The organism is Mycobacterium sp. E2479, assembly GCF_001667925.1.
Lineage (GTDB): Bacteria > Actinomycetota > Actinomycetes > Mycobacteriales > Mycobacteriaceae > Mycobacterium.
Genome location: NZ_LZJR01000096.1, coordinates 119,644 through 143,557, shown reverse-complemented (window position 1 = coordinate 143,557; position 23,914 = coordinate 119,644). Strand labels below are relative to the sequence as shown.

The 23,914-nt window shown below is 64.4% G+C and carries 25 protein-coding genes; 7 read left to right on the top strand and 18 right to left on the bottom strand.

Going from position 1 to position 23,914, the window contains the following annotated elements:
- The first annotated feature begins 111 nt into the window (after window positions 1-111).
- Complete coding sequence (locus A5686_RS15595) at window positions 112-1,170, top strand: DUF4192 domain-containing protein (protein WP_067935813.1); 1,059 nt, start codon at window positions 112-114, stop codon at window positions 1,168-1,170.
- A gap of 19 nt (window positions 1,171-1,189) precedes the next feature.
- Here A5686_RS15595 and A5686_RS15590 read toward each other — a convergent pair whose 3' ends face one another.
- From A5686_RS15590 to A5686_RS15580, 3 genes are all read right to left on the bottom strand, one after another.
- Window positions 1,190-1,879, bottom strand: coding sequence for a metal-dependent transcriptional regulator (locus A5686_RS15590; RefSeq protein WP_067935812.1), 690 nt, complete (start codon window positions 1,877-1,879; stop codon window positions 1,190-1,192).
- 128 nt (window positions 1,880-2,007) lie between these two features.
- On the bottom strand, window positions 2,008-2,967 hold the full coding sequence (gene sigB, locus A5686_RS15585; protein ID WP_067127016.1) for a sigma-70 family RNA polymerase sigma factor SigB: 960 nt from the start codon (window positions 2,965-2,967) through the stop codon (window positions 2,008-2,010).
- A 169-nt stretch (window positions 2,968-3,136) separates the two neighbouring features.
- Window positions 3,137-3,571, bottom strand: a complete 435-nt coding sequence (locus A5686_RS15580; RefSeq protein ID WP_197520586.1) for a DUF3099 domain-containing protein — start codon at window positions 3,569-3,571, stop codon at window positions 3,137-3,139.
- A gap of 58 nt (window positions 3,572-3,629) precedes the next feature.
- Here A5686_RS15580 and A5686_RS15575 point away from each other — a divergent pair, with 58 nt between their 5' ends.
- Window positions 3,630-3,869: a DUF3039 domain-containing protein gene (locus tag A5686_RS15575; protein WP_067935806.1), complete on the top strand. Its 240-nt coding sequence runs from the start codon at window positions 3,630-3,632 to the stop codon at window positions 3,867-3,869.
- Here the strand turns inward: A5686_RS15575 and A5686_RS15570 are convergent, their stop codons facing one another.
- The gene (locus A5686_RS15570; protein WP_067935802.1) at window positions 3,870-4,874 is read right to left on the bottom strand and encodes a YihY/virulence factor BrkB family protein; all 1,005 of its coding nucleotides are present in this window, start codon (window positions 4,872-4,874) and stop codon (window positions 3,870-3,872) included.
- A 66-nt stretch (window positions 4,875-4,940) separates the two neighbouring features.
- A complete protein-coding gene (locus tag A5686_RS26715; protein ID WP_082947666.1) occupies window positions 4,941-5,126 on the bottom strand; it encodes a hypothetical protein in 186 nt (61 codons plus the stop codon).
- A 132-nt stretch (window positions 5,127-5,258) separates the two neighbouring features.
- Here A5686_RS26715 and A5686_RS15565 point away from each other — a divergent pair, with 132 nt between their 5' ends.
- Window positions 5,259-5,639: a DUF952 domain-containing protein gene (locus A5686_RS15565; protein ID WP_067935801.1), complete on the top strand. Its 381-nt coding sequence runs from the start codon at window positions 5,259-5,261 to the stop codon at window positions 5,637-5,639.
- Here the strand turns inward: A5686_RS15565 and A5686_RS15560 are convergent.
- Together A5686_RS15560 and A5686_RS27625 are read right to left on the bottom strand one after the other, a co-directional pair.
- Window positions 5,627-6,001 (bottom strand): RidA family protein, encoded by a 375-nt coding sequence (locus A5686_RS15560; protein ID WP_067935798.1) that lies wholly within the window; start codon window positions 5,999-6,001, stop codon window positions 5,627-5,629. The genes A5686_RS15565 and A5686_RS15560 overlap by 13 nt on opposite strands.
- 943 nt (window positions 6,002-6,944) lie before the next feature.
- Entirely contained in the window at window positions 6,945-8,717 is a 1,773-nt protein-coding gene (locus tag A5686_RS27625) for a serine/threonine-protein kinase PknH/PknJ (protein WP_197520585.1), read from the bottom strand.
- A 199-nt stretch (window positions 8,718-8,916) separates the two neighbouring features.
- On the opposite strand from A5686_RS27625, the gene A5686_RS28435 reads away from it, so the two are divergent.
- The 3 genes from A5686_RS28435 to A5686_RS15545 all read left to right on the top strand — a co-directional run bounded on the left by A5686_RS28435 (window position 8,917) and on the right by A5686_RS15545 (window position 12,347).
- Entirely contained in the window at window positions 8,917-9,117 is a 201-nt protein-coding gene (locus tag A5686_RS28435; RefSeq protein ID WP_369829714.1) for a hypothetical protein, read from the top strand.
- Window positions 9,118-9,678: 561 nt separating this feature from the next.
- Window positions 9,679-11,832, top strand: coding sequence for a serine/threonine-protein kinase (locus A5686_RS26705; RefSeq protein ID WP_369829713.1), 2,154 nt, complete (start codon window positions 9,679-9,681; stop codon window positions 11,830-11,832).
- Window positions 11,833-12,002: 170 nt separating this feature from the next.
- Window positions 12,003-12,347 (top strand): hypothetical protein, encoded by a 345-nt coding sequence (locus A5686_RS15545; RefSeq protein WP_156750092.1) that lies wholly within the window; start codon window positions 12,003-12,005, stop codon window positions 12,345-12,347.
- Window positions 12,348-12,809: 462 nt separating this feature from the next.
- Here the strand turns inward: A5686_RS15545 and A5686_RS15540 are convergent, their stop codons facing one another.
- Window positions 12,810-13,622 carry a GAF domain-containing protein gene (locus A5686_RS15540; protein ID WP_082947650.1) on the bottom strand — a complete coding sequence of 271 codons (813 nt, stop codon included), beginning with the start codon at window positions 13,620-13,622 and terminating at the stop codon, window positions 12,810-12,812.
- Window positions 13,623-13,708: 86 nt separating this feature from the next.
- Between A5686_RS15540 and A5686_RS15535 the strand changes: the two genes are divergently transcribed.
- On the top strand, window positions 13,709-14,383 hold the full coding sequence (locus tag A5686_RS15535) for a hypothetical protein (protein ID WP_082947649.1): 675 nt from the start codon (window positions 13,709-13,711) through the stop codon (window positions 14,381-14,383).
- Between the two features lie 48 nt (window positions 14,384-14,431).
- On the opposite strand, the gene A5686_RS15530 is transcribed toward A5686_RS15535, so the two are convergent.
- The 10 genes from A5686_RS15530 to A5686_RS15485 all read right to left on the bottom strand — a co-directional run bounded on the left by A5686_RS15530 (window position 14,432) and on the right by A5686_RS15485 (window position 23,906).
- Window positions 14,432-14,794 carry a hypothetical protein gene (locus A5686_RS15530; protein WP_067935785.1) on the bottom strand — a complete coding sequence of 121 codons (363 nt, stop codon included), beginning with the start codon at window positions 14,792-14,794 and terminating at the stop codon, window positions 14,432-14,434.
- Entirely contained in the window at window positions 14,795-15,154 is a 360-nt protein-coding gene (locus A5686_RS15525; protein ID WP_067935783.1) for a hypothetical protein, read from the bottom strand.
- 591 nt (window positions 15,155-15,745) lie between these two features.
- The gene (locus A5686_RS15520; protein ID WP_156750091.1) at window positions 15,746-16,321 is read right to left on the bottom strand and encodes a hypothetical protein; all 576 of its coding nucleotides are present in this window, start codon (window positions 16,319-16,321) and stop codon (window positions 15,746-15,748) included.
- A 30-nt stretch (window positions 16,322-16,351) separates the two neighbouring features.
- Complete coding sequence (locus A5686_RS15515; protein WP_067935777.1) at window positions 16,352-16,795, bottom strand: helix-turn-helix domain-containing protein; 444 nt, start codon at window positions 16,793-16,795, stop codon at window positions 16,352-16,354.
- 25 nt (window positions 16,796-16,820) lie between these two features.
- Entirely contained in the window at window positions 16,821-17,315 is a 495-nt protein-coding gene (locus A5686_RS15510; protein ID WP_082947664.1) for a WhiB family transcriptional regulator, read from the bottom strand.
- Window positions 17,312-17,701, bottom strand: a complete 390-nt coding sequence (locus A5686_RS15505; protein WP_156750090.1) for a hypothetical protein — start codon at window positions 17,699-17,701, stop codon at window positions 17,312-17,314. The genes A5686_RS15510 and A5686_RS15505 overlap by 4 nt, the downstream gene beginning before the upstream one ends.
- 237 nt (window positions 17,702-17,938) lie before the next feature.
- On the bottom strand, window positions 17,939-20,485 hold the full coding sequence (locus A5686_RS15500) for an AAA family ATPase (protein ID WP_067935769.1): 2,547 nt from the start codon (window positions 20,483-20,485) through the stop codon (window positions 17,939-17,941).
- A 418-nt stretch (window positions 20,486-20,903) separates the two neighbouring features.
- On the bottom strand, window positions 20,904-21,191 hold the full coding sequence (locus tag A5686_RS15495) for a hypothetical protein (protein ID WP_231986384.1): 288 nt from the start codon (window positions 21,189-21,191) through the stop codon (window positions 20,904-20,906).
- 173 nt (window positions 21,192-21,364) lie between these two features.
- Window positions 21,365-22,282 (bottom strand): tyrosine-type recombinase/integrase, encoded by a 918-nt coding sequence (locus A5686_RS15490; RefSeq protein WP_231986383.1) that lies wholly within the window; start codon window positions 22,280-22,282, stop codon window positions 21,365-21,367.
- A gap of 91 nt (window positions 22,283-22,373) precedes the next feature.
- A complete protein-coding gene (locus A5686_RS15485) occupies window positions 22,374-23,906 on the bottom strand; it encodes an RNA polymerase sigma factor (protein ID WP_156750089.1) in 1,533 nt (510 codons plus the stop codon).
- Between the last annotated feature and the right edge of the window lie 8 nt (window positions 23,907-23,914).

Here is a 23,914-nt window from a genome sequence, read left to right as displayed (position 1 = left end):
CTTAAACATTAAGGCAGCACAACGCACAGTGCTGGGTTCATCCACAGGTCGGTTGCCGGGTCCGCGCACGTGTGCGCCGCTTGACGGTGGCGGCCGTCAGCGTGGGTGCTCATGACGACGCATCGAGAAGACTTCGAACTTTCCCGCCCCGGCGCACTCATCGCCGCGCTGCCGGCCGTCCTCGGCTTCGTTCCCGAAAATTCATTGATATTAGTGTCTTTGGGCGACGGGAGGCTCGGTTCGGTGATGCGGGTCGACCTTTCCGACGAGCTTGTCGATCGGCTGGGGCACCTGGCGGAGGTCACCGCCGCGGCGGCCCCCGAGGCCGTGATCGCGGTGATCGTCGACGCGGACGGGGCCTACTGTCCGAGTTGCAACGAGGAATACCGGCAGCTGTCCGCCGTACTCGATAAAGCGTTGTCGCAGCACAACATCGAGCTGTGGGCCACACATCTGGTCGACAAGGTGGCCCTGGGCGGCCGGTGGCATTGCGCCGAGGGCTGCGGTTCGAGCGGCCTGGTCGATGATCCCGCGGCCTCCCCGCTGGCCGCCGCGGCGGTCCTGGAAGGCAGACGGCTCTATCCGCGTCGCGCCGACCTGGAAGCGGTCATCGCGCCCGGCGATCCGGCGCGCAGCGACGCGCTGGTCGGCGCGCTCCGGCGGCAGGCCGCCCGGCGTCGCGCAGCGCATCGGGCGCATCCGATCCGCTGCACCCGTGCCGACCTAGAGACGGCGATGTCCGCCGCCACCCGGGTCGCGGCCGGGGAATCGCTGTCCGAAACGGAGTTGGCGACGCTGGGCTGCGCACTGAGCGACGCGCAGGTGCGCGACATGCTCTATGCCCTTGCGGTCGGGGAGAGGGCCGGCGAAATTGAATCGCTCTGGGCGCTGCTGGCGCGCACGTTGCCCTCGCCGTGGCGCGTCGAGGCGCTGGTGTTGATCGCGTTCAGCGCGTATGCCCGCGGCGACGGTCCGCTCGCCGGGGTGTCACTGCAGGAGGCGCTGCGCTGTGAGCCCGACCATCGGATGGCCGGCATGCTGGACACCGCCTTGCAATCGGGTCTGCGGCCCGAGGACATCAGGGACCTGGCGTTAACCGGTTACCGCCTGGCAAAGCGGTTTGGGGTGCAGCTACCGCCGCGCAGGCAGTTCGGGCGCAGGGCGGGGTAGGTGGCAGGAACAGCCCGGCTCAGACCTTCTCGACCTTGACCGCGTGCGCCATCTCGTGCGGCAGCGTGACGTTCTCGTGGCCAGGAATGACGATGGTCACCCCGGCGGAGCTCGTCTCGACGGTGACGCGCGCGTTGGGGACGACGCCGGCGTCCTTCAGCCGTGATATCAGGTCGATATCGCCCTGGACGTGTTCGGTCAGCTGGCGCACCACCACCGCCGCGGGCGCGCCAGGCGGCAACTCGGTCAGCCGGACCAGGGGACCGTCCTCGGACCAGGACTCGGGGCCCACGCCCAGGTCCAGAAGCCCGGGGATCGGGTTGCCGAAGGGTGAGGTGGTCGGGTTGTTGAGCACCTTCACCAGGCGACGCTCGACGTCCTCGCTCATCACGTGCTCCCAGCGGCACGCCTCGGCGTGGACCTCTTCCCAGGGCAGGCCGATCACGTCGACCAGCAAGCGTTCGGCGAGGCGGTGCTTGCGCATCACGGAAATGGCCAGCGCCCGGCCCTTGTCGGTGAGTTCGAGGTGGCGGTCACCGGCCACGTGAAGTAGACCGTCCCGCTCCATGCGCGACACGGTTTGGCTGACAGTCGGCCCGCTCTGATCGAGACGTTCGGCGATTCGGGCTCGCAACGGCGTAACGCCCTCTTCTTCGAGGTCGTAGATGGTCCGCAGGTACATCTCGGTGGTGTCAACCAGGTCGTTCATTCAGCACCCTCCGTCGACGCTGAGTCTACTTGCCCAGCTGCGCGAATGGTTGCAACGCCTCCCAGGCAAGCAGTATGCCCGCCGCTGGCGCGGCGGGCATACTGTCTGCTACCTAGCTTGGGTGGGCCTTAGCTCGCGTACGACCGTAGCCTGTCGGCGCGCTCACCGTTGCGGAGTTTCGACATTACGTCCCGTTCGATTTGACGGACCCGCTCGCGAGACAGGCCGAACAGCTTGCCGATCTGGTCCAGCGTGCGCGGCTGGCCGTCGTCCAGGCCGAAACGCAACCGGATCACCTGGTGCTCACGCTCGTCCAGAGTCGCCAACACGCTGCGGATGTCGGTGTGCAGCAGCTCGGCGATCACCGCGTTCTCGGCCGACATCGCTTCGGCGTCCTCGATGAAGTCGCCCAGCGGGGCTTCCTCCTCGGAGCCGACCGGCATGTCCAGGCTTACCGGGTCGCGGCTGTGCTCGAGCAGGTCATTGATTTTTTCGACCGGAATGCCGGATTCGGCGGCCAACTCCTCGTCGGTGGCCTCGCGTCCCAGATTCTGGTGCATCTCGCGCTTTATCCGCGCCAGCTTGTTGACCTGCTCAACCAGGTGAACCGGCAGCCGGATGGTGCGGCTCTGGTCGGCCATGCCGCGGGTGATGGCCTGACGGATCCACCACGTCGCGTAGGTCGAGAATTTGAATCCCTTTGTGTAGTCGAACTTTTCCATCGCGCGGATCAGCCCCAGGTTGCCCTCCTGGATCAGGTCCAATAGTGGCATACCGCGGCCCGTGTAACGCTTGGCCAGCGACACCACCAGACGCAGATTCGCCTCTAGCAGGTGGCGGCGCGCCGCCTGGCCATCACGAACCACGGCCTGCAGATCGCGTTTACGGTTCTCCCCGAGGCGCTTACGCGTTGCGAGCAGGTGTTCGGCATAAAGCCCGGCTTCGATGCGCTTGGCAAGTTCAACTTCGCCGGCGGCGTTGAGAAGTGCCGTCTTACCGATTCCGTTCAGATATACGCGCACTAGGTCCGCTGCGGGGCTTTGAGCATCCAGATCGCCGTCAAATCTGCTCGTGCTGGCGTTCGCCATAGCGACCTCCCGTTCGGCTTTGTTCTGTCATCGAGTTCAACGACAGATCAGCACTGAGAGTTCCCAGCGATTCCGTATCTCACACGCGTTGACGTGCAGAAATGTGCCGCTGACCTGAGAATGTCCTGAGAAGTCCGGTCGGCGGCACCATCGTCAGGGGAAACGGCGGCTAGCTGTGATCGGTTCCTTCACGGCCATCCGTCGGCCACTCCGGCTGCGGGTGGCGGAGTGGCTCCAGCGCGCGCCGTTCGCCCCGGGGGAACAGGGGGGCATGTCGGCGGGCACTGTCGAACCGGCGAGGCTCGTCGGCGCTGCGCGGCGGCCGATCGTTGGCGATCAGCACGGCCATCCAGGGCAGCGGGATTGACAGCGCGACGATCGCCAAGGAGATCAGCCCGTTGTGCCATGCGCCGTAAGCGACCGCGGCCAAGATGAGCGCCGGAATGCGGAAAGCCATCAAGGTCAGGTATTTACGGACCCGTGCACGGTGCTGCTCCTCATACGAGGTCGCCGCGGCGGTGATGAGCACTGGGCGGCTTTTGTTGCCGTCAAAGTCATCGAACCCCGGATCGGAGCCGTGCTTCATTTCTCCACTGTCCCACAACTCACCGATTCCGGCTCAGCCGGTTTCAGGGCCTGCAGGGCAGTGCACAATGTCAGGTATGCAGACCCAAACGATCGAACGCACCGACACCGACGAACGCGTCGACGACGGGACCGGCAGCGACACCCCGAAGTACTTCCACTACGTCAAGAAGGACAAGATCGCCGAGAGCGCGGTGATGGGCAACCACGTTGTCGCCCTGTGCGGCGAGGTGTTTCCCGTCACCAAAGCTGCCAAGCCGGGCTCACCGGTCTGTCCGGACTGCAAGCGGATCTACGACCGGATGAAGAAGGACTGATCAGCCGGGAGGCTCCGCCGGCGCGACGTCGCGTTGCGCGGTGATGGGATTCTTGGTCACGGGATTCGACAGCGTGTCCGCCGCCTTCGCCAGCGCGGGCGAGCGCGACAGCAGCCATCTGCGCAGCCGGTGCGCATGCGTCCTGGGCGCGGGGTATTCCTCCTGGATGGCGGCATTGAGTTCGGCGCCGATCATGATCGCGAAGCCGCCGAAGAACGAGAACAGCAGAAATGCGATCGGCGTGGACAGCGCGCCGTAGGTGTAGCCCGTACTGGTGATCCACTGCAGGTAGATCCGCAGGCCCAGGGTGGCGACCACGAACACCGCGGTGGCCAGCGCCGCACCGAAGATCAGCCGATGCGTCGGCAGCGGTTCCGGCAACGACACGCGGTACAAGATCACGACCCCGAACATCAAGGCGAGGATCAAGGCCGGGTAGTAGCCGTAGCGCAACACGTTGGCCAGGCTGACCGGGATGTGCTCACCGACCTTGCGCGGTCCCAAGACCACCAACGGCGCCGTCGCCACCACGAACACCAGCCCCACCACGTAGAGGAACAACGCGAACAGGCGCTGGCGCACCGGGTGGCGCAACGGCGTTTGGTCGTGCGCTTCGACCACGGAGTCAACGAACGACGAGATGGCCGACGACCCCGCCCACAACGAGATGATGAAACCCAGCGACACCACCTCGCCGCGGGCGTGGTTGGCGATGTCACGCACGGTCGGCTCGATGATCTCGTTGACCACGCTGCGGGAGAACACGCTGTGTGCCGTCGAGATCAGCTGACGCAGGATGCTGGGCAGCATGTCCGGCCCGAACAGCGGAGCCACATACGCCAGGGTGCCCAGCAGCCCGAGCAACAACGGCGGAAGTGACAACGCCGACCAGAAACCAGCCTGAGCCGACTCAGAGAAAATCGAGTCGTCCCAACTCTTAGAAAGAGTCCTCAGAGTGATTCGCCAAATGTGGTGGCGCGACGGTTTTGCGACCTGCTCGCTCATACCCGTCCAGCATTACCGAAGAACGCTCGCATCGCCCACATTGGCGATGGGCGAGTTCGTTGCGGACTAACTTTCGCTTATCTCCAGCACCGCGTCCTGCTCGGTCAGCTTCGCCTCGTGCTCGTTGGCGTGGTGTTGGCAAAAGAGAAGCTCTAGTCCTGAAGGCAGCTTGGCGCGTACACGAGCCGCGGCACCGCAGCGGTCGCAGCGGTCGGCTCTGGTCAGTTCTGGACTCGTCAGAGTTGCATTCATGGCTTCTCCGTTCTCGTACATTCACTTTCTCAGACGTATGGCGTTTTCGCCTTGTTCCCCGATCGTTATCGGGTGTGTCGTTTCTCACGGCGTGGTCAGGTTTGGTTTAAGCGGTGTCTAGGGTGTCCGGTTGTGACCTTCGCCCCCGATGTCCTGGTGCACCTGTGCGGCACCGAAGAGTGGGCGCTGGCCCGCCAGCGCGGCGGGATTCACCCGGGGACCGCTAGTGGCGGCGAGTTCATCCATCTGTCGACGCCGGAGCAGGTGCACCTGCCCGCCAACCGTCTCTACCGCGGTCGTGACGACCTGGTCCTGTTGCACATCGACCCGGCCCGGCTCGACGCGCCGCTGCGATGGGAGCCGGGAGTGGCAACGGATCCGGAGTCAATGTTGTTCCCGCATCTGTACGGTCCGCTGCCGGTGGCCGCTGTGGTCCGGGTCACCGCCTACCCGCCGGCAGACAACGGCGCATTCGCACCGATCGTGGGCGGCGAATCGGGTCAGCCGACATAGGCGTCGGCCTCGATCTCCACCAGCAGCTCGGGGGCGATCAGCGCCGACACTTCGACCATAGTGGCCGCGGGGCGTATCGAACCGAAGATTTGCTCGTGCACGGCCCCCACCTCGCGCCAGCGCGAGATGTCAGTGACGTAGATGCGGGTGCGCACCACATCGCTGAGCGTCGCGTCCGCTTGATGCAACGCGATCTCGATGCGGCGCAAAGCATCCCGTGTCTGAGCGACGATGTCCCCGGCGGGTCCGACGCCGGTTGTTCCGGCCACCGCGACATGCGGGCCGATCCGCACCGCGCGCGAATAACCCACCGCCGACTCGAAGGCGGATTCTCCAGAGACCAGGTTGCGGTTGGTTGACATGGGAGTCACCGTACGTCGGAGGTGCCGGTGGCGCAGCCGAATTCTCTGCTGGCAGCGGCCGTTCGACTGAGGCGCCGCAGTGAAAGTCGAAATAGACTGCACGCCAAGCATTCTGGAGTAGCGGCCGAAATTTGCTTGGCCGTCAGGGCCGGACGAGTGCAGCGGCCGAACATATCGGTTTCTCATCATGGCCGCTCATGAGTTACCTCTGATCGCCACCCGGACCGACAAGCATCGATTGAGCATCAGTTGTGTGGCGCATACATACCCATTTCTCGCTGGACGTGGCGCGGGAGAATCCGTGGCCTCAACATCGATTCATGTCGACTACGTTGCTATGTCCTGATCTCTGCCCCGAGTGCAGCTATCCCACGCTCGAGCCAGGTCTGTGCTACTTCTGCATCCCCACAGTTGATTCGTCAGTCATCGTCGTCACGACCCGTCAGGCCGGTTCGCGAAGCGTGCACTGACGTGCAATGTCGCTTGGCCGGCAGCGCGATCAGTACCTTCGCTGTGGCCGGCTGACTCAAAACGGCCCGCTTAGGGCCGCTGCGACGGCGATACCTGCATGTCCGCCGCTCAGTCCAGGTAGTCGCGCACTAGGCGCTGATATACGGCGTCCTTGCCCTGCGGCTATGCAGGTAGCCGAAATGCCTACGCACTCAAATATCTTGGACTGACAAAGTTAGAATGGACATCTCAGAGGCCGCTCGATCAAGTCGCCACGACCGGCGCGTGCTTGACGCACTGCAAAGCGCGCCTGCGCTTAACTCGTAGTCGAAGAGACCTCTGGTTCAATCCCGGTATCGCGCAACAGACTTCTGGCAGGTGTCACATGTGTTTTGGACCTGTGACGGGCTCCGTGGCCACACATATGGGCATATGGTCGCTGAGCTGGCATTCTCTGGGAGGTAGCTAGCGATAAGGGCGCAACTGCCGCCGCTTAAGTTGGTACTTTGGCGGCGATTTGCTTGGCAATATCGACGGCGAGCTGAGAGGACGGCCTATCGGAAACCGTGGAGACGTCGATGACGATGTTTTTTCGCGCGGTCATCGCGCGCTGCCTGGTAATTGTCGGAATGTCTTCTCTCGTAGCCGATATGGTCAGCCACCCGTTCTGGTCGGACACCGACCCGGCTGACCACATCGTGGTTGATCCGTCGGCGCGCGATGTTTCGGTCCACCGAGTGTTCGCGCAGGCCGACCAACTTCGTGACGAGGCAGCGTAGACCGCCGCCGCAGCATCCGCCGACGAGAATGCTACGACATTCTGGCTGACGAGCTGAATGAGCTGGCTCCCTGAATTGCGCACCTCCTGTGCGCGCATGGCCGTCCACCCACTTCCTTTGTAGGCGGTGTTCTCCGCTGCGTACGCGACGGCGAGACAATTAATGTTGGCCGGGGTTACAACCGTCACGTTGATTGACCATGCGTTGCTGAAAACACCTCCCTTAGACTCCATTCCGCTCGTGCCCATCACGGCACCGATTTGGTCGGGGCTGAGCAGCAGGCCATCCAGCGCGTTGGGGGTTTTCTTGGAGTGCCCAACGAAGACCATGATGGGGATAGCAGTGCCGATAACGACAATGGCGGCGACAAGGGAAAGCGCCCAGCCCCACGTGGCGAACCAACCTCGCGATGGCGCCGCGGTGGCCGGTGGGGGCGCGGACTTCGCTACCCCAGCCGGTTGGGTGGGGGCTAACTGTGTGGGCGCGTCAGCGGGTTTGTTGTCCTGGCCCTCGACGGTTGCGGCTAATGTCCGGGTTTCGTCGGCGTGGGCGCTCGGCGGTTGAGGTGGCTCGTCGTACGGGACCCCAGACGCGACAGTATCTGCTTGCTCGGTGTGGGTGTTGGACGGCGGTCCTGGCTGCGGTCGCTGGATGGGGACGGTGATGGCATCGTGGGCGGCGTCTGCTAACTCGACGGTAGTCGCATACCGGTCGTCGGGGTCTTTAGCCATCCCTTTGGCAATCACCGCGTCGAACTGCGCCGGCACGTTCGGCCTGCTGATCGATGGTTGGGGCGGCGGACTATGGAGGTGCGCGGCGACCTGCCCCGCCATCGTGACCGCTTCAAACGGCGGGCGCCCGGTCAGGCACTCATACAGCACGCAGGCCAGCGAGTAGATGTCAGCGCGAGCGTCCTCTTCTGTGCGGGCGCCTAAACGCTCAGGTGCGATGTATTGAAAGGTGCCGGGCGCGTAGCCGGACTTGGTCATTCGCGTTTCATCGGCGGCGCGAGCGATGCCGAAATCAATCAGGTAGGCGAAATCATTCTCGTCCAGCAGAATGTTGGACGGTTTGACATCACGATGCACCAGGCCCACCTTGTGGGCGGAATGCAAAGCGTCAGCGACCCCCTCGATGATGCGCACCGTGCGGGCCGGCGCTATCGGCCCGTCGGCCAGCGCGGCTTGCAGATCGCGACCCCCGATCAGCCGCATACTCACGAACAGGCGGCCGTCGATCTCCCCATAGTCATAAATCGGCACCACGTGCGGTGTGTCTAACCGAGCAGCCGCGTGAGCTTCACGACGAAACCGCCGCCGAAACTCGTCATTGTCAGAGTAATGCGCCGGTAAGAGCTTGATGGCGACGATCCTGTCGGTGGCGGTGTCATATGCGCGCCACACCTCACCCATGCCGCCCCTGCCCAACAACCGCACCAAGCGGTAGCGACCAAACGGCGTCCCCTCCGCAGCGTCCTCCCCTGCCACGGTCAGGATGCTAGCGATTCACGCCATCCCCAACGGGCATTTCCACAAATCCCGGTGTAACTAACCGCGCGAGCGTTTACGCTCCGATCGACGAATCGGGCACGTCACCAAACTAGAAACGGCCATCGCCTACAGATCCGAGTTCGCCATGAATCGCACACAACTCTTCATCGCCGCATTCCTCATAGCCATCGCATCGATGGTCGGCGCAGGCACCTTTGCCGGCATGCCTACCGCTTCAGCCGATCCTGTATGCGGTACGGCTGGGACGCCGCCGTGCGCAGGTCCGGGGCCGTTGACGCCTGAGCAGCAGTGCGCGCTGTTTGCGTGGCGGACCTGGACTCCATGCAACTGGATGGGCATGCAGGTGCCCGCCGGAACGCCCGGCAGCATGGGGTGAAGTGCTAACGCCGCAGCGCGGAGCGATCACGTCAATGACTCAGCGAACCTCGGGGGATTAAGCCATGTCTGTGTCGATCAGGTCCCAATGGATAGGTGCGGCAATAGTCGTCGTTGGGCTGCCCGTCGTCGTCAGCCCGGCGCAAGCCCGCGGTGATACTCCCGCCGACTGGGCGGCGAGCATCTGCAACAGCTCGAATCCGGGAAGTAATGTCAACGGACCCGACGGCACAGGCACTTTTTTGCGTGTGCCATCAGCTCAGGCGCCCTTGATAAACGCATCATCATCTGGGACGTGCACTTTGTACGACAACTCAGGCGAAGGTGGATGTAATAAAAGTATCTTCTTCACTCTGGGTAGCTATACGTCAGATGCCTTGAGGGGCATAGATATTGCCAATCGCGGTTTCAAGGGCTATCAGGTACTTGCCTACGCGACGAAGTCCGACAACAGCGGGTCTTGGCTGATAGTCGCGCTGCCCTGCGGCGCTAAACCGTGGACTCCGCCCCCGGAGGTAGTTGCGAATGCGCGAACCGACCTCGCATCGTTGCAACGGTATGGATTTACAGTCTCATCGTGATCGGCGCGACTTTCGCTGGCTACACCATCCTGCGGCTGCTGGGTTCGGGCGGCATGGGCGAAGTTTACTTGGCCCAGCACCCCCGGCTGCCGCGCCGCGACGCGTTGAAGATCCTTCCGATCGGTGTGTCCGCCGACCGGGAGTTTCGGGAACGCTTCAACCGCGAAGCTGACCTCGCTGCCACACTGTGGCACCCGCATATCGTCGGAGTGCATGACCGCGGCGAGTTCGATGGCCAACTGTGGATCTCGATGGACTATGTCGAAGGCACCGACGCCGGCCAATTGATGAAAGACCGGTATTCGAGTGGGATGCCAGTTGCGGACGTGTGCGCCATCGTCACCGCAATTGCCGGGGCGCTCGACTACGCCCACCAGCGCGGGCTGCTGCATCGCGACGTGAAGCCGGCCAACATTTTGCTTGCAGAACCTGAGGACGGTGAACGACGAATCCTGTTGGCCGATTTCGGGATAGCGCGTCAGCTCGCTGACGTCAGCGGACTGACCGCGACTAACCTCACCGTGGGAACTGTTGCCTACGCCGCACCTGAGCAGTTGATGGGTGCAGACATCGACGGCCGCGCCGACCAATACGCCTTGGCCGCCACAGCATTTCACCTGCTCACAGGGGTACCTCCGTACCAACACTCCAACCCCGTGGCTGTGATCAGTCAACATCTCAACGCAGCACCACCGAAGCTCAGCGAGCGCCGACCCGACTTGGCGTACCTCGATCACGTGTTGTCGACTGCCTTGGTCAAGGACCCGGCCGACCGATTCAGCCGGTGCCGCGAGTTCGCGAAGGCGCTAAGTGAACGGGCTGCCAGCGCCGCGGAAAGTGACCGCGGTACCGAGGCGGGTGTCACCGTCGCCGCCCCTGTCGCTGGATCAGCGCAGTCGGGACGACACAGCCCGACAGCAGAAACGACGGCCGCCGCGGAGGCGCCACCGCCGCCGAAGGAAAGCCCTCCATCGGAGGCTGAGCCAGCTACGACGGAGAGACAGCGCCATACGCGGTACCGGATTCTTTTCGCCGGGGCAATGGCTGTTGTGGTATTCGCCGCCGTTGCGGCCACCGTCTACCAAGTCACGCCGACGAACAACACAGCCTCGGCCCCTTCGGCGCCGGCTGCTGTACTCAACGGCACCTATCGTCTGGTCTACGACTGGACGACAGGGACGAACAACGGCGCGCCGGCTCCACGGTTAGATAAATATCCCGACAGCACAAGCTGGTCGGCTTATCGCTCGCTCTGCAAATCCGCGCAATGCGCCGCCACGGGTACCAAACTTGATCCACGTAACCCGCAAGTCGCGCTTACCCCAGCCGTGAAAACACCCGTTCTGCATCTAATTGACGGCCGCTGGCAGCAGGACCCGACTCGGATCCAAGTCGACCAGAAGCAGTGCCTCGCAGCCGACGGCAAAGTCGGTCCAGGCGCAGACACCGAACTCAGCACTTCCTCATTACAGCCGCAGCCCGATGGCACGCTGCGCGGAGTGTGGACGCTCACTGTACTCACAAATGAATGCGGCGGTCAGGGATTGGTGAAGCGGATCCCCTTCGTGGCGAGCCGGACCGGTGATGTGCCCACCGGCGTCACTGTGGACGATCCAGCGGCCGCTGTCGACGCTCCGGCCGCGGCCACACTGGCCCCACCAAAGGCGGGTCCGGTACTCGACGGCACCTATCGCTGGGACTACGACTATGGAAAGCAGACGATCAACGGCGCCCCGGCAGCCGACGATAGGAAGGCGATCCACTGGTGGGCGTTTCATTCCATGTGTGCATCAACGGGATGCGTCGCGACCGGTGCGGCACTAGCCGACGAAAATCAACAAGAGGCCACAGGTTCTGCTGACGTGCTCCATTTCGCCGATGGCAATTGGCGTGACACGCCTTACATTCAGCCACCGGCCGAATGCCCCTCGCCAGGAACCGGAACGTACAACAGCACGATAGGTTTCACGTTGGAGCCACAGCCCGATGGCACGCTCCACGGCGTTCAGGTCATGACAGTCCTGGCAAATCAATGCGGCGATCCAGGAACAGTGACGTTGCGCACGCCCTTTGTAGCCACGCGGACGGGTGATGCGCCCCCGAGCGTCGTCCTGGCCGATCCAGCGCTGTTCTGATGCTTTGTACTAGAAGGGATCGCATTTTATGAGACTCGCTAGAGCAAGGTTTCTTGTGCCTGCACAGGGAATGCGGGGTTGTTACTGTGAGCCGTCTCGATGGCCCTACCGGAGGTGAAGCAGCATTGCTGTCCGAATCACAGCGGGCGAGCGCGCTCGATCGAGAACTGATGGCGATCGCGGTGCGCGGCGGCCGCATCGAGGCCCGCATGCCGACGTCGGCGATCGTCGTCACGGGCAAGCCGGTGAACCATGTTCTGCACCTGCTGATTACGGTGCTGCTATGCGGCCTATGGTTGCCGGTATGGATCATCCTGGCGGCTAACGGCGGCGAAAAGCGCACCATGGTCAGCGTGGACGAGTACGGCCAGGTGCAACACGCAAACCGGATGCCGACCTCACCGAACGCGAACTGGCTTGGCCGGATGTCAGAGAACCAGGCGATACTGGTCGTCGGCGCCGCCATTATTGGCGCGGTTGCGTTGATCGCTTTTGTCGCCCACCTGCTGCACTGACCGCTTGCACAAGCGAGTCGAAGCACACCCTCGACCAACTCACCCGCGAATCAAACGTCGCCGTTTTGCGTGGCAGGCCGAATGACCGCGCCTCCACCTCCTCCGCGCGAGTCTCGCTGCCGCCCGAGGACTGGAATCGCGGAGTGACGTAAAGGCGCCGACGCCTACCCAGCGAATAACCGAAGGCCCCCGGTGGAGATCCCGAGGGCCTTTCGATCGTCTACCCAGGGACTGCTTCAGTGGCTATCTGAGAAGCCAAACGGGACACGGCCGCCACGCGCCGCGCGGCGCTCTCGGTCCACGCTTTCTTGGCGCGCTTCCTCGCGCGCGTCACGCCAGATGCGTTCAACTGCCGCGGGCGACGAGATGTCGGCGTCCTGGCGCTCTTTCCGGCCCACAGGTTGTGTGGTGTCATACATGTCCGTCACACCTACCCCTTCTGTAACGAGTCTACCGGACTCGTCACTGATGAATCGAAGCAAACGCGATCGCCAGCAGGTCCGCAACCAGCATGACCAGGTGCTGGTCCGATCGCAATAGGTCGCCCGGATTAGGCGCGTCTACCGTCACCATCCCGTAAGTTCGTTGTCTGTCGGCTATAGGGGCGGCTATAAACGTCCGGTAGCCAGTTCGTGTTCCCGAGTAAGCGCCATCGAGTCCAGCCACCTCGTCATCATTGTTGACGTCCCTGACAAAACAGGGTTCGCGCCGTTCGACTGTCGCAAACGCCGCATTGCCGCGTTCATCGCCCCGGGTGAATCTTTGCGGCTCGCGCTCACTGCGCCCCGCACGAGCCAAGACTTCAAGTGAATTCATCGGATCGTCCTGCCGATAGACGACTGACCGAAAGCCGGGAATACCGTGCATGACCAGGGCTAAGGCGTCAGCGCTTCTCTGTGCGATGCCGTTCACACGTTCACGACGTGCGGACTCAGTTAACGTGTGCATATCCGCGATCGCCTCCGCGATCGGGCTCAAAGCATCACGCAACGCGACAATTTGACCTGCAGCGCCCTCCTCCTGCTCTTGCCGAAGCCGGCTACGGTATGAATCGCGGAAAATCTCACCGGTCGCTGCAAGTGCCAGCAACGCGATACCTACGCCGAGCCACACGACGCTAGCGGCCCCATGAGACTGTCCAGACAACCCGGTTGCAGCAGCCGCCATGACAGGCAGCAAGTAACGGGCTGTTCGCACCCACCGAGATCGCTCGAGATGCGGACCGATCCAGACGATAAGACCACCCAAGAACGACTCAGGAGCGCCGGCGGGCATCACCTGATCGTATTAACAAGCCCAGAGCGTCGGGGCGATCAACACGCCGAGCCAGGTTGTCGTACCTTCCGAGTAGCGTCCCGGCCATGCCATCACGCACACGTGAACAACTGCTGGAATCTTTTGGGGAGCAGATCGACTTCTTGGAGCGGTCGAATGATTCATTCGACCAAGGCCACCTGAGTGAGGCGAAGCGCCTTGCCGTCACTCTGCGAGTTCTGTTCCACCACACCGCGGATAACCACCCGCGAGGATCACACGCCCTGCTGAACCAGCTCGACCTGCGGGACAAGCTGACTTGGGTGGACTCTGCTGGCATGCCTCACCCGAAAAACCTCGCTCCGACACTTGGGCTGGTCCTGATGGGCATCGACATCGGTGAAGGGAACGCGTCATACCAGGCGCCGCTGGGCGACCGCCCGCCGACACGCATACGGACGACGGTCGGCAATCTGCCACGCGGTTCTCGCATCTACACGGACGCCTGGTGGGCAAATCCGGTGTCCAAGGACAGCGATGGAACACTGTTCTGCCGCAAGGACTTTGTGCTCGCGTTAGCCAACCAAGAGGGTGGGGCGCACGTCGATCCGCAAATTAAAGCGGCCTACGACAAGATCGCCAATAGCAATTCGATGGGATGGGTCCACCGAAAGGGCGATGCCGAAGAAATTCCCTTGTCTAATCCAGTCCCGTACGCGGTACGGCAAATCTCCTACGAGGTTGTTGAGTCGGTACGTCAACAGCGTGACCGGATCAAGTGAGCGCACCTAGCTCAAATGCAGCGCACCGAGTCCAAGGACATGGGCGCATCACAAATCTGTGTAGTCGGCGAGTACATCGGAGCCGGCACCCGCACCGGACTCCATCCGGTCGTTGGTGTGGATGGTGACAGCCTCGCTACCGCGGCGCCAGTGTTCATCGGTCATGTCGGCGCGCGACTTCGGCGGCAGCGGATAACCGTGCGGGCGCGCCCATCCCGGTAACTGTGCGACCACAACCGACACCGGCCGGCCAGCGCGCAGCGCGCCAAGAAACCGCATCCGGGGATAGCCGCCGGGCAGCTGGCTATGAATACTGGCCTGCCAGTCTTGGTGCTCGGCTTCTTCGCGGTCGAGGAGCCAGGCGTACACGCCGGACTGGCGGCCGGCGCCGTCGCTGACCGGGACGGGCATTTACGCGGTGCCTTTGCGGCCGCGTTGCACGCCGGCCCAGCGGGCCTGGCCGGCGGCGACATGCTGCGGGCTTTTGAGCGGGGCGAACTCGTCGAGCTGTAACCACCGAAGGTGCTCGCTGACTTTGTCGTCCTGTAGGCGGCGTTCGGCGAGGTATTTGACGATAATTGAGCCGCGCTGCTCGCCGGCCTGTTCCGCGGTGATCCGCTGGTCGAGTAGTTCGACGGCGTCGGCGGCCCGGCACGCCGCATCGACGTGCTGCCGTTCTCGCTCATCCCAGCGCACGGGCTGGCCCAGTTTCTTGCTCTCGCGTTTCAGGGCGGCGTCCAGCGCGGCGCGTAACTGCTGGCCGGCGCTCACGACAACCCTCCCAGCAAACTTGGCCAACTCAGCGCCGGCGTCCAGCAAACTTCCGCGCCGCGCATAGCGTTCGATTGCATGTTCGAATGTCCTTCCAGAAGTTCCCCGCGCTCTCAAGATAGGGGTTTACGCTATGTCGGCCGGGGCGTGTTTCCGCAGTTCAATGGGCTTCCCCCCGGTATCTTTCGCCTGTGCGTTCGACATTGACGATCAGTTGGTCGGGCTGCGCCACTGAGCCAGCAAGTAGCGGGGCAAACGCAATCTTTCCCAGCAAACTTTTACCCGCATCAGTCCAATGGATGCATGCGCGGCGGGCGGCACGGGCTGGTGGGTTGCCGCCGCGCGCGACCAGCGGATGTATCGCGCGCGGCGGCGGTGCGATCGCTAGCTGCCGGCACGGACGATTCGGGAGTAACGTGCCGACAGCTCAGATCGCGTCTATGGGGTTGGCTGCCGCAAGGCCGCGCCACTCCGACAGAGCAACGAGGCCCGGCGGCCGTGCGGCCAGGCTGCCACGCCAGCGGCCATGAACACAGGCTGGCGCCTAACCCGCACGGGTCTATGGACGTACGCGTGTAGAGCGTCATGGGGCTAGTCGCCGTCTGCGATGCGCTGCAGCTCGTTGTCGGTCGTGCGGTGCAATTCGGCCGGGGTCGGCACGGCGAAGAGTGCGTTGAGTCCGGTTTTGAGCAGGCCGCCGGTGGGCACCGACCGCAGGTCTGCCAGGTCGTCTTCCAGTCCGGCGTGTGCGGCGTAGGCATCGGTGACTGCGCCCCATTTGCGCCTTTCCGCGTGGCCGGCGATAGCTCGGGCCATGAGGCTATCGCCCATTTCGATTGCTCGGGTCAGGGTCGCTTTCGCTTCGTGGGCGTCTGCTAGTTTCACGGCCCGGTCGGCGGCGTCGCGGTAGGCGATCACGGTCGCGGCGTCGGAGTTCTTGGGCAAGCCGAAGAGTCGAGAAACAGATACGGACCGGACGTCCTCGTTGTCGGCGCTGAAGTTGGCGCGCAACGCGGCTGCCTGCTTGCGGTGCGCAAGCAGTGATTTAGCGAGCTGCTGCGCGCGACCTTCGTCGCTGTACTTGCTGCTGTTGCGTATCGTGGCGGCCTCTCGGGCGAAGCTGCCCCGGATAGCCGCCATCGCCGCTTTGGCGTCTTCAAGTTGCACGCTGGGCATTCCTTTGCCTCCCTTTCGGTTTCAAGCGGTGTGTATGGCTGCTAGTAGGTCGGTGCGGCTGATTCGCCACGTGTGGCCGTGCCTGCGGGCTGGAAGTCGTTCGTTGCGAATCCATCCGCGGATGCAGCGGTCGGTGACACCTGCGATTTCAGCGGCGCGCTTGCTGGTCAACCATTCCGATTCTTGCTGCTGTGCATCCTCGTTGGCCAATTCCTTTCCGAGATCGGAAGTGGCCGGCCAGCTTTCGGGATCACTCAGCGCCGACAGCCGCAGCGCAGCTATTGCCGCATACAGTTTCGGGTCGCGGTCGCGCAGACGTTCTCGCTGTTCATACGGCACTGCGGCCCTCGCGTGCAGCCATTGCGCCGCCCGCTGAGGCAAGGTAACCGACCCGTCGTATCTGTTGATCTGCGCGGTGATCCGCTCTGACCAGTCGGCCGCCGCAGGCCGCCGTGAGCCGCTCATGGCCGCCCGTCGCTGCTGACGCGCGTCATGCCGACCGCCCCTCGTCGACCGGCACGAACCAGACAGCGCGGCGCCCATGCGTCGTAGGCTCCGTAGCCGCCACCCGCGAACGAGCCGCACGCACCCGGGTCGCCGACATCCCGACCGCTTGTGCGGCAGCGATCACCGCGCGCGCTTCCACCCGGCCACCGCGGGCCGCCAAGAACTCCAGTAGCCAGGCACCATCGTCCGAAGGGTCCGGCGCCGGCTTGGATTGCGATGACGCCGGGGCGGGCGGACCGAGCAGCATACCTGCGACCACACCGGTCGGCCGCCGCTGCTCAGGCGTGGCGTCGATCCACGCCCGGCAAGCGGCCATGGCAGGGCAGGCGCTGCAGATGCGCTGCGCCCGTTCGATTTCGTCAGGGCAGGAGCGGTGGTCGAGGTCGAACAGCTCGGGCCGGCCCCGGCACGCCGCCCCGGCCAGCCGCGGGACAGACAGCATCGACGCGAACAGCCGCTGTACGTCGTCGGCGTTCACCGGCGCAACCCCCATTCGGCCGTCAGCGTGGAATCAAGCGCAACTTTCTTGCGGCCCAGCGCCCCGCGCCGCCGCCGTCCAGGCACCCCCGCCGCGATCTGCGACACCGTGCCCTTACTGATGCCCAAGTGTTCAGCGATCACGTCCTGCTTGACACCCGCCGCCACCGCTGCCCGGATCGCCGCGTCCCGTTCAGCCCGCGCAGTGGGCGTCAACGCCCGCGCCGGCCACGTCCGCGCCCCATCACGGCCCAGGACGCGCTGCCCGGCCGGCAGCGGCAGCAAGCGGCGCTCCGCAAGCACTTGGTCGTGCCGGACGCCGCGCCGTTGAGCTTCGGCGCGGGCTGACAGCAGCATGGGCGGCGCGCTGGGTGTATGGCTAGGCACCTTCGGGTCTCCAAGCGACTACGCCGCGGGCGGCCGGGCATGACGGGTCATGCCACACCTCGGCTAGTACCTGCCCCGCGCTGATCGGCGTCAGCGAGCCAGTCGCCCCGCAGTCGGAGCACGCACCAGTGAGGCCGACGACCGGGCGGCCCCGATCAATCGCGTTGAGGATCGCGGTGGCGGACTTCCGCGCGGCACGTTCAGCGCGCCGACGGGCCGCGCGATTAGGTTGCTGGCTCATGCTGCACCTGCCCACAAGCAGGCGGGGCAAAAACGGGATTCGTTGTCCCCCCGCCAGGGCAGTTCCGCGTTGCAGCCTCCGCTGGCGCATTGTTTGCTGTCCCCCTCTGGGGCTGTCATGTCCAGCTGGCCATCGGGGCGTAGCCTGTTGGCTGACCTGCAAGGGGGCGCAGGCTCTATAGATATCTTTTCCCCGCTCCCTTCGCCCCCTTCCAGGTCAGAGGGTATTTTTTCTTCCATCCTTGCTGGAGTGGATTCGCCCCCTTGCAGGTCAGAGGGGGTGGGGCCAAAAACCTGCCCGCTCCCTTGCAGGTCAGAGGGGGTGCGGGCGCCGGCGCCGCCGTTTTCCGCGACCTGGAAGGGAGCAAGGGAGCGGGGGTGCGCGATGTATAGGGCCGAATCCGCTCCCTTCGCGCCCCCTTGCCCTGGCAGCGTCCAATACCATCGGCCTTCCACTTCATCTTTGCGCGCAATAACCCCGAGCTTTTTCTTTGCTCGTTTAACTTTGTCAGTCGACCAGCCGCGCATTTCGGCTTCGTCGTAGGCGGGCGCAGCCCAGCAGCGCTCCGTGGCCGTGATCGCGTCACGCAACCACATCGACACCTCGTCGTCAGGCTCTGCCGCTTTGCTGCGCTGCCGTTGCGCGGCATGCACATCTTCGTGAATCTGTTTAGCGGTGCGTCCCGTGTCGCCGGTGTATGTGAGCACCGGAACGGTGCCGTCATGGTCGTCGGTCGGCTTGAAATACTGCACCCCGGTGGTGGTGAACGCGGCAGCGGTGACGGTGCGCACCCCGTTGGCCTTTTCGGGGCCGACAGTCAGCTTGTCGTCCTCGTCGAGTTGCGCGAGCAGCAGCATGCGCGCCTTTTGACGTAACGCGGCCGTGGCGCCGATCCGGTCGCGTGCGCTGCCGGACGCCACCCTGTTGGTGTGAGCCACCAGCAGTACGGCAGCGTCGGTCGTGGCGGCAATTTCCTTCCATGGATGCAATGCCTGGCGGGCTTGCTGCGTGTCGCGGACCTCAAGCCCCGCCGCCACGGTGTCAAGCCAAGCGTCGACGACGATCACGGAGAGGGGTTCTTCGCTGCCTCTGATGAGGTCGAAGTCTCGGGGGAAGATGGGGGCGCCGCTGCCGTCTGCGTCCTCGCACAAGACACGGACGTTGTCGAGGTCAGCGCCTGCGGCGTCAAGCCGGGGGAGGACGTCTGTTTCCCATGCGTCTTCGGTGATGACGATTAGAACCACGCCGGGCTTGCGTGCGGGTATCCCGAATTCGGGTAGCGGGCGGCCGGTTGTGACGTGGGCGATAATCCACACCCAGAAAAGGCTTTTGCCGATGCCTTCGTCGCCGACTAACACCGAAACTTGCCCTTGAGGAATGCGTTTTTGGGCGAGCCATCGGGGCGCGGCAGCGGATTTGAGAGAGCCGGCCTGCCATATGCGCGGCCGGGCACCCGCTTGCTCGGCCACGGTTCGCGGTGTCGGCTGCTGGCCGGGTGCGTCTATGGTCGACGCCGCGCTGTGATGTTCGTGGGCACCGAGTTCGGCCTTGAAAGCGTCGCTGGTCTTACATGCGGCGCGGTTGATGGCTTCTTTCCACATGTCGTCGATTTCGCAGGCTCCGGCTTGGCGCTGCGGTTCCCCGTTCTTGAGAAGGTGGTGGAATCGCTGTTCAAGGCGCTGTCGCGCCGCCTGGTAATCGCCCGGGGTGATGCAGCCGTAGCGGCGGGCGCATTCGAGCCGTATTGCGCTGGACAGGAACCATGGGTGCCGTTCGCGTGGGGTGTCGGTCGCCCACCCGTCCGCCATTGTGGCGGTGTAGGAGCAGGTGTGTTCCGGCGGTGTCGGCCAACTGTCCGGCGCCGCAACGATCGTGGTGGTGTCTCGGGCGTCGCTGTCGGTTTGATAGATGCCGGCCTCGTTGAGCCGTTCGTCTGCCTCTGCGACGGTCAACGGCGCGCCGGGTTGAATGTCCAACTGCTGCACAGGGGCTGGATCGTTTTTGTGATTGACCGTCCCGGGCACTCGCAGCACCCGCGCGAGGTCGAACACGTTGTCAACATTCGCGTTATGGCGTGCCGCGACCGCGGCTACGAGGCGACCGAACCGGCGCAGCAACGCTTGTGCGTCCGTGATGGTGAAAGCGTCGCTGATGTGGCCGTCTTCGATGGGCCAGTAGGCGTGGATGCCGTGACCGGAGTGGATGAGCGCCGAAGGCGCTGTGCCGACCAGTTCGGACAGCGCGCCGATGATCGCGTGAACGGTCGTCAGGTTTGGGCATCCGCCGGGCTTGAGATCGAATTCGGCGTAAAGCGCTGCGAGCCGGGTGATGTCGCGGGCGCCGCCTCGTCCGGTGACATTCGCCCGTATGGGGTTGACACCGAACCAAACATTGACGTTGCGCGGCAATTCGGCGAGGCGCCGTCCGATGTCCGCGACTGGCGCGATTTGACTGCTGAATTCGCCACCGTTGGGCTGGTGGTTCAGCGAGATGTGTTCGCCTGGCGCGTAGCCGAGCACCTCAGTCAGTGGCGGCGCGCTCATTTTTGCCTACCTTTTGCGCGAATACGGTCAGCCAGGAGCCGAACACCGGGCGGCTGTAACCGGTAGTGGTTCGGGTCGGCGGCTGCGCGGTGCGCGTCGGCGACGAAACATGCTGCCCAGTGGGCGGCGGTCCGGTCGTGTTGGGCTGCGACAGAATCGCTTCCGTCCGCTTTTATGCCGCTGGCGAGGTGTTGTACTGTGCCGCCGGCGATCTCGTAGAAATCTGGGCTGGCGGCGGCTTTACTGGCCATGCGCGCTAGGTTGGCTCGCCAGCCATCGTGCGCGTGATACCCGCGTGGGGTATACTCAGGGGCAGGTGTTGAGGGGTCGGGCCGATGGTCCGGCCCTTCTTCTTTTATTGTCAAGGTGGTCGCTGCTTTCTGGACGTTCGGTGCAGCCGGGGTCCGAAAGCTGTTGGCTAGGCATCGTTTCCGTCGATAGGGTTGCGGCGGCGTTGCCGGGCGCGGGCGCTGAGATACGCCATCCGCTGAAAGTTTGCGCGGCGGGCGTTTTCGGCCCTTTTGGCGCGCTCGGCGGGCGTCAGTTTGCCGTCGGGGTCAACGATTTTGTCGAAGCGGGCCATCGAGGCGGCGGTGCCGGCTGCGGTACGTGCCCCGCGGTCCTCGGTCTTAGCCCACGATTCGTGCGCGGCGAGCGACGCGCGCAGCGAACGCTGCGCGCCGTCAAGTGTTTTGGGGGCGGCCATTGAACACACCTTCAGTGCTGGGGGGATTTGCGGTGCTTGCCTCCAACAAAGGGAGGCGGTTCGCCCAGCGGTGTGTTCTTTGCGTTAGGTCTGCCGGTCGATGCCTTGACTATAACCGGGTAAGCACGGCGCTGCTGTATGCGTTGCCTACTTTTGCCCTTTTAGCGCGTCGGTCAGATGTCGTCGAGGGCCAGCTTGCGCGCTTCTTCGGCGGCGCGCTCGGCGGCCGTGGACCGGGTGTACCTGTCGAGCATGTCGCGGCTGGACCAGCCGGCAACCGCCATCAAACCGCCTTCCGATCCGCCGGCCGCCAGCCAACGCGACGCCGCAGTGTGGCGCAAAAGGTGAGGGTGGAAATGCTCCAGCCGGGCCAGATTGGCGCGGTACTTCAACGCAGACCACAGGCCGTAGTATTCAAGTCCCTTCCCGCGGTCGCCCAGCCACAGCGCGGGAGTGTCGGCCAGGCGGTGCGTTCGCCGCATCCTCAGATAGCGGTCAACCGCGCGTACCGTCTGCGGGCCGATCGGGGCGATCCTGCCCTTGCCGCCCTTGCCGCGTCGGACGGTGACCAGCCCGCGCGGGAGGTCGACGTCGGCGACGGTTAGGCCGCAGACTTCGCCTGCGCGCATGCCGGTTTCGACCATCATCCGCACGATGGCCTCGTCGCGGCGGTCGCGAAAGTCCTTGCCGCCGCAGGCGGCGATGAGCCGCCGTAGCTCCTCGGCGTCGAGCGATTGGGTGACCTTGGTGTCCAGCTTCGGCGCCTTCAGGCCCAGCAGGGGGTCGTCGCTGAATTCGCCCTCTTCGGTCAGCCAGGCCGAGAAGCGACGCACCCCCAGCTGGCGCGCCCGGGCGGTGGACGGCTCAGCGCCGTTGTCGAGCAGATCGGCCACGTAGCCTTTCACCAGGTCGCGTTCCATTGCCGGCGTGTGGCCGTTGGTGTCGCACCACCGGATGAAACCGCGGACGCCGTCGGTGTAGCCCTTGATCGTCTGGGCGGACTTCCGCTCGGCGCGCATGGCCAGGACCCATGAGGGCAGCAGCTCGGCCAGTTCTAGCTGCGGCTGGGGGAGAGGTTTGCGGCGAGGCACATCGTTATCTTAACTGACAGCAACATGCTAGTGTGATATAACTTGATTGACCCGCAAACCTGCTGTTCAGGCAAGTAACCGGAGGTATTCCTCAGTCCAGGTAGTCGCGCAACACCTGGGAGCGGCTGGGATGGCGCAGCTTCGACATGGTCTTGGACTCGATTTGGCGGATGCGCTCACGGGTCACGCCATAGACCTGCCCGATCTCGTCAAGCGTGCGCGGTTGACCGTCGGTGAGACCGAAACGCAGCCGCACGACGCCCGCCTCGCGCTCCGACAGGGTCTCGAGCACCGACTGGAGCTGGTCTTGGAGCAGCGTGAACGACACCGCGTCCACGGCCACCACGGCCTCGCTGTCCTCGATGAAATCGCCCAGCTGGCTGTCGCCCTCGTCACCGATCGTCTGGTCCAACGAGATCGGCTCGCGGGCGTATTGCTGGATCTCGAGCACCTTTTCGGGCGTGATGTCCATTTCCTTGGCCAGCTCTTCAGGCGTGGGCTCGCGGCCCAAGTCCTGCAGCAGCTCGCGCTGGATACGGCCCAGCTTGTTGATCACCTCGACCATATGCACCGGGATGCGGATGGTGCGGGCCTGGTCGGCCATGGCGCGGGTGATGGCCTGACGGATCCACCACGTCGCGTAAGTGGAGAACTTGTAACCCTTGGTGTAGTCGAACTTCTCGACCGCGCGGATCAGGCCCAGGTTGCCCTCTTGGATGAGGTCCAGGAACGCCATGCCCCGCCCGGTATAGCGCTTCGCCAGCGACACCACCAGTCGCAGGTTGGCTTCCAGCAGATGGTTCTTCGCACGGTCGCCGTCGCGGCAGATCCACACCATGTCGCGACGCTGCGCAGCGGGCAGTTTATCGCCGCGCTCCGTCATCTCGGTCATCAGCTGTGTCGCGTATAGTCCGGCCTCGATCCGCTTGGCCAGCTCGACCTCTTCCTCGGCGTTGAGCAGCGCGACCTTACCGATCTGCTTGAGGTAGGCGCGAACCGAGTCGGCGGAGGCCGTCAGCTCGGCGTCCTTACGGGCCTGCCGCAGCGCCTCGGACTCATCCTCGTCCCACACGAAATCGCCGGAGGCCTTGTCCTTTTCGCTGGGCTCGGCGATCTCCTCGTCGTCCTCTGCCGCAGCCTCGCCGCCCTTGGCGGACTTCGCAGCGGCCTCTTCCTCGCCCTCGCCGGCGTCCGCCTCGCTCTCATCGGAGTCTTGGCCGTCGGGCGCTACGTCGTCCTCGAGGTCGTCGAGGCTCAGGTCGGCCTCGATGTCGAGGTCTTCGACGGGCTCGACATCGAGGTCGGGTTCGCCGTCGAGATCCTCGACGGCGCCGTCGGCATCGAGGGCCTTGGGATCCGCCGGCCCATCCTTGGCCGCTTTGGTTCCGCGCGCCGCCGGCGCCTTGGCGCCGGCGCCCTTGGCAGCGGCGCGGGTCTTCTTGGGGTCGGCCGCTGGGTCGGCCTTGGACTTAGGGGTCGGCGATGCCGTCTTGGCGGCGCGTTTGGCGGGCGCCGAGCCGTTCGCAGCCTTGGCAGCCGGTCGCTTGGCGGGGGACGACGACGACTTCGTGGCGGTGCGTTTCACCGGCCCATCCGTCGCCGGGCTTGCTTTCGTCGCTGCCACTTACACCC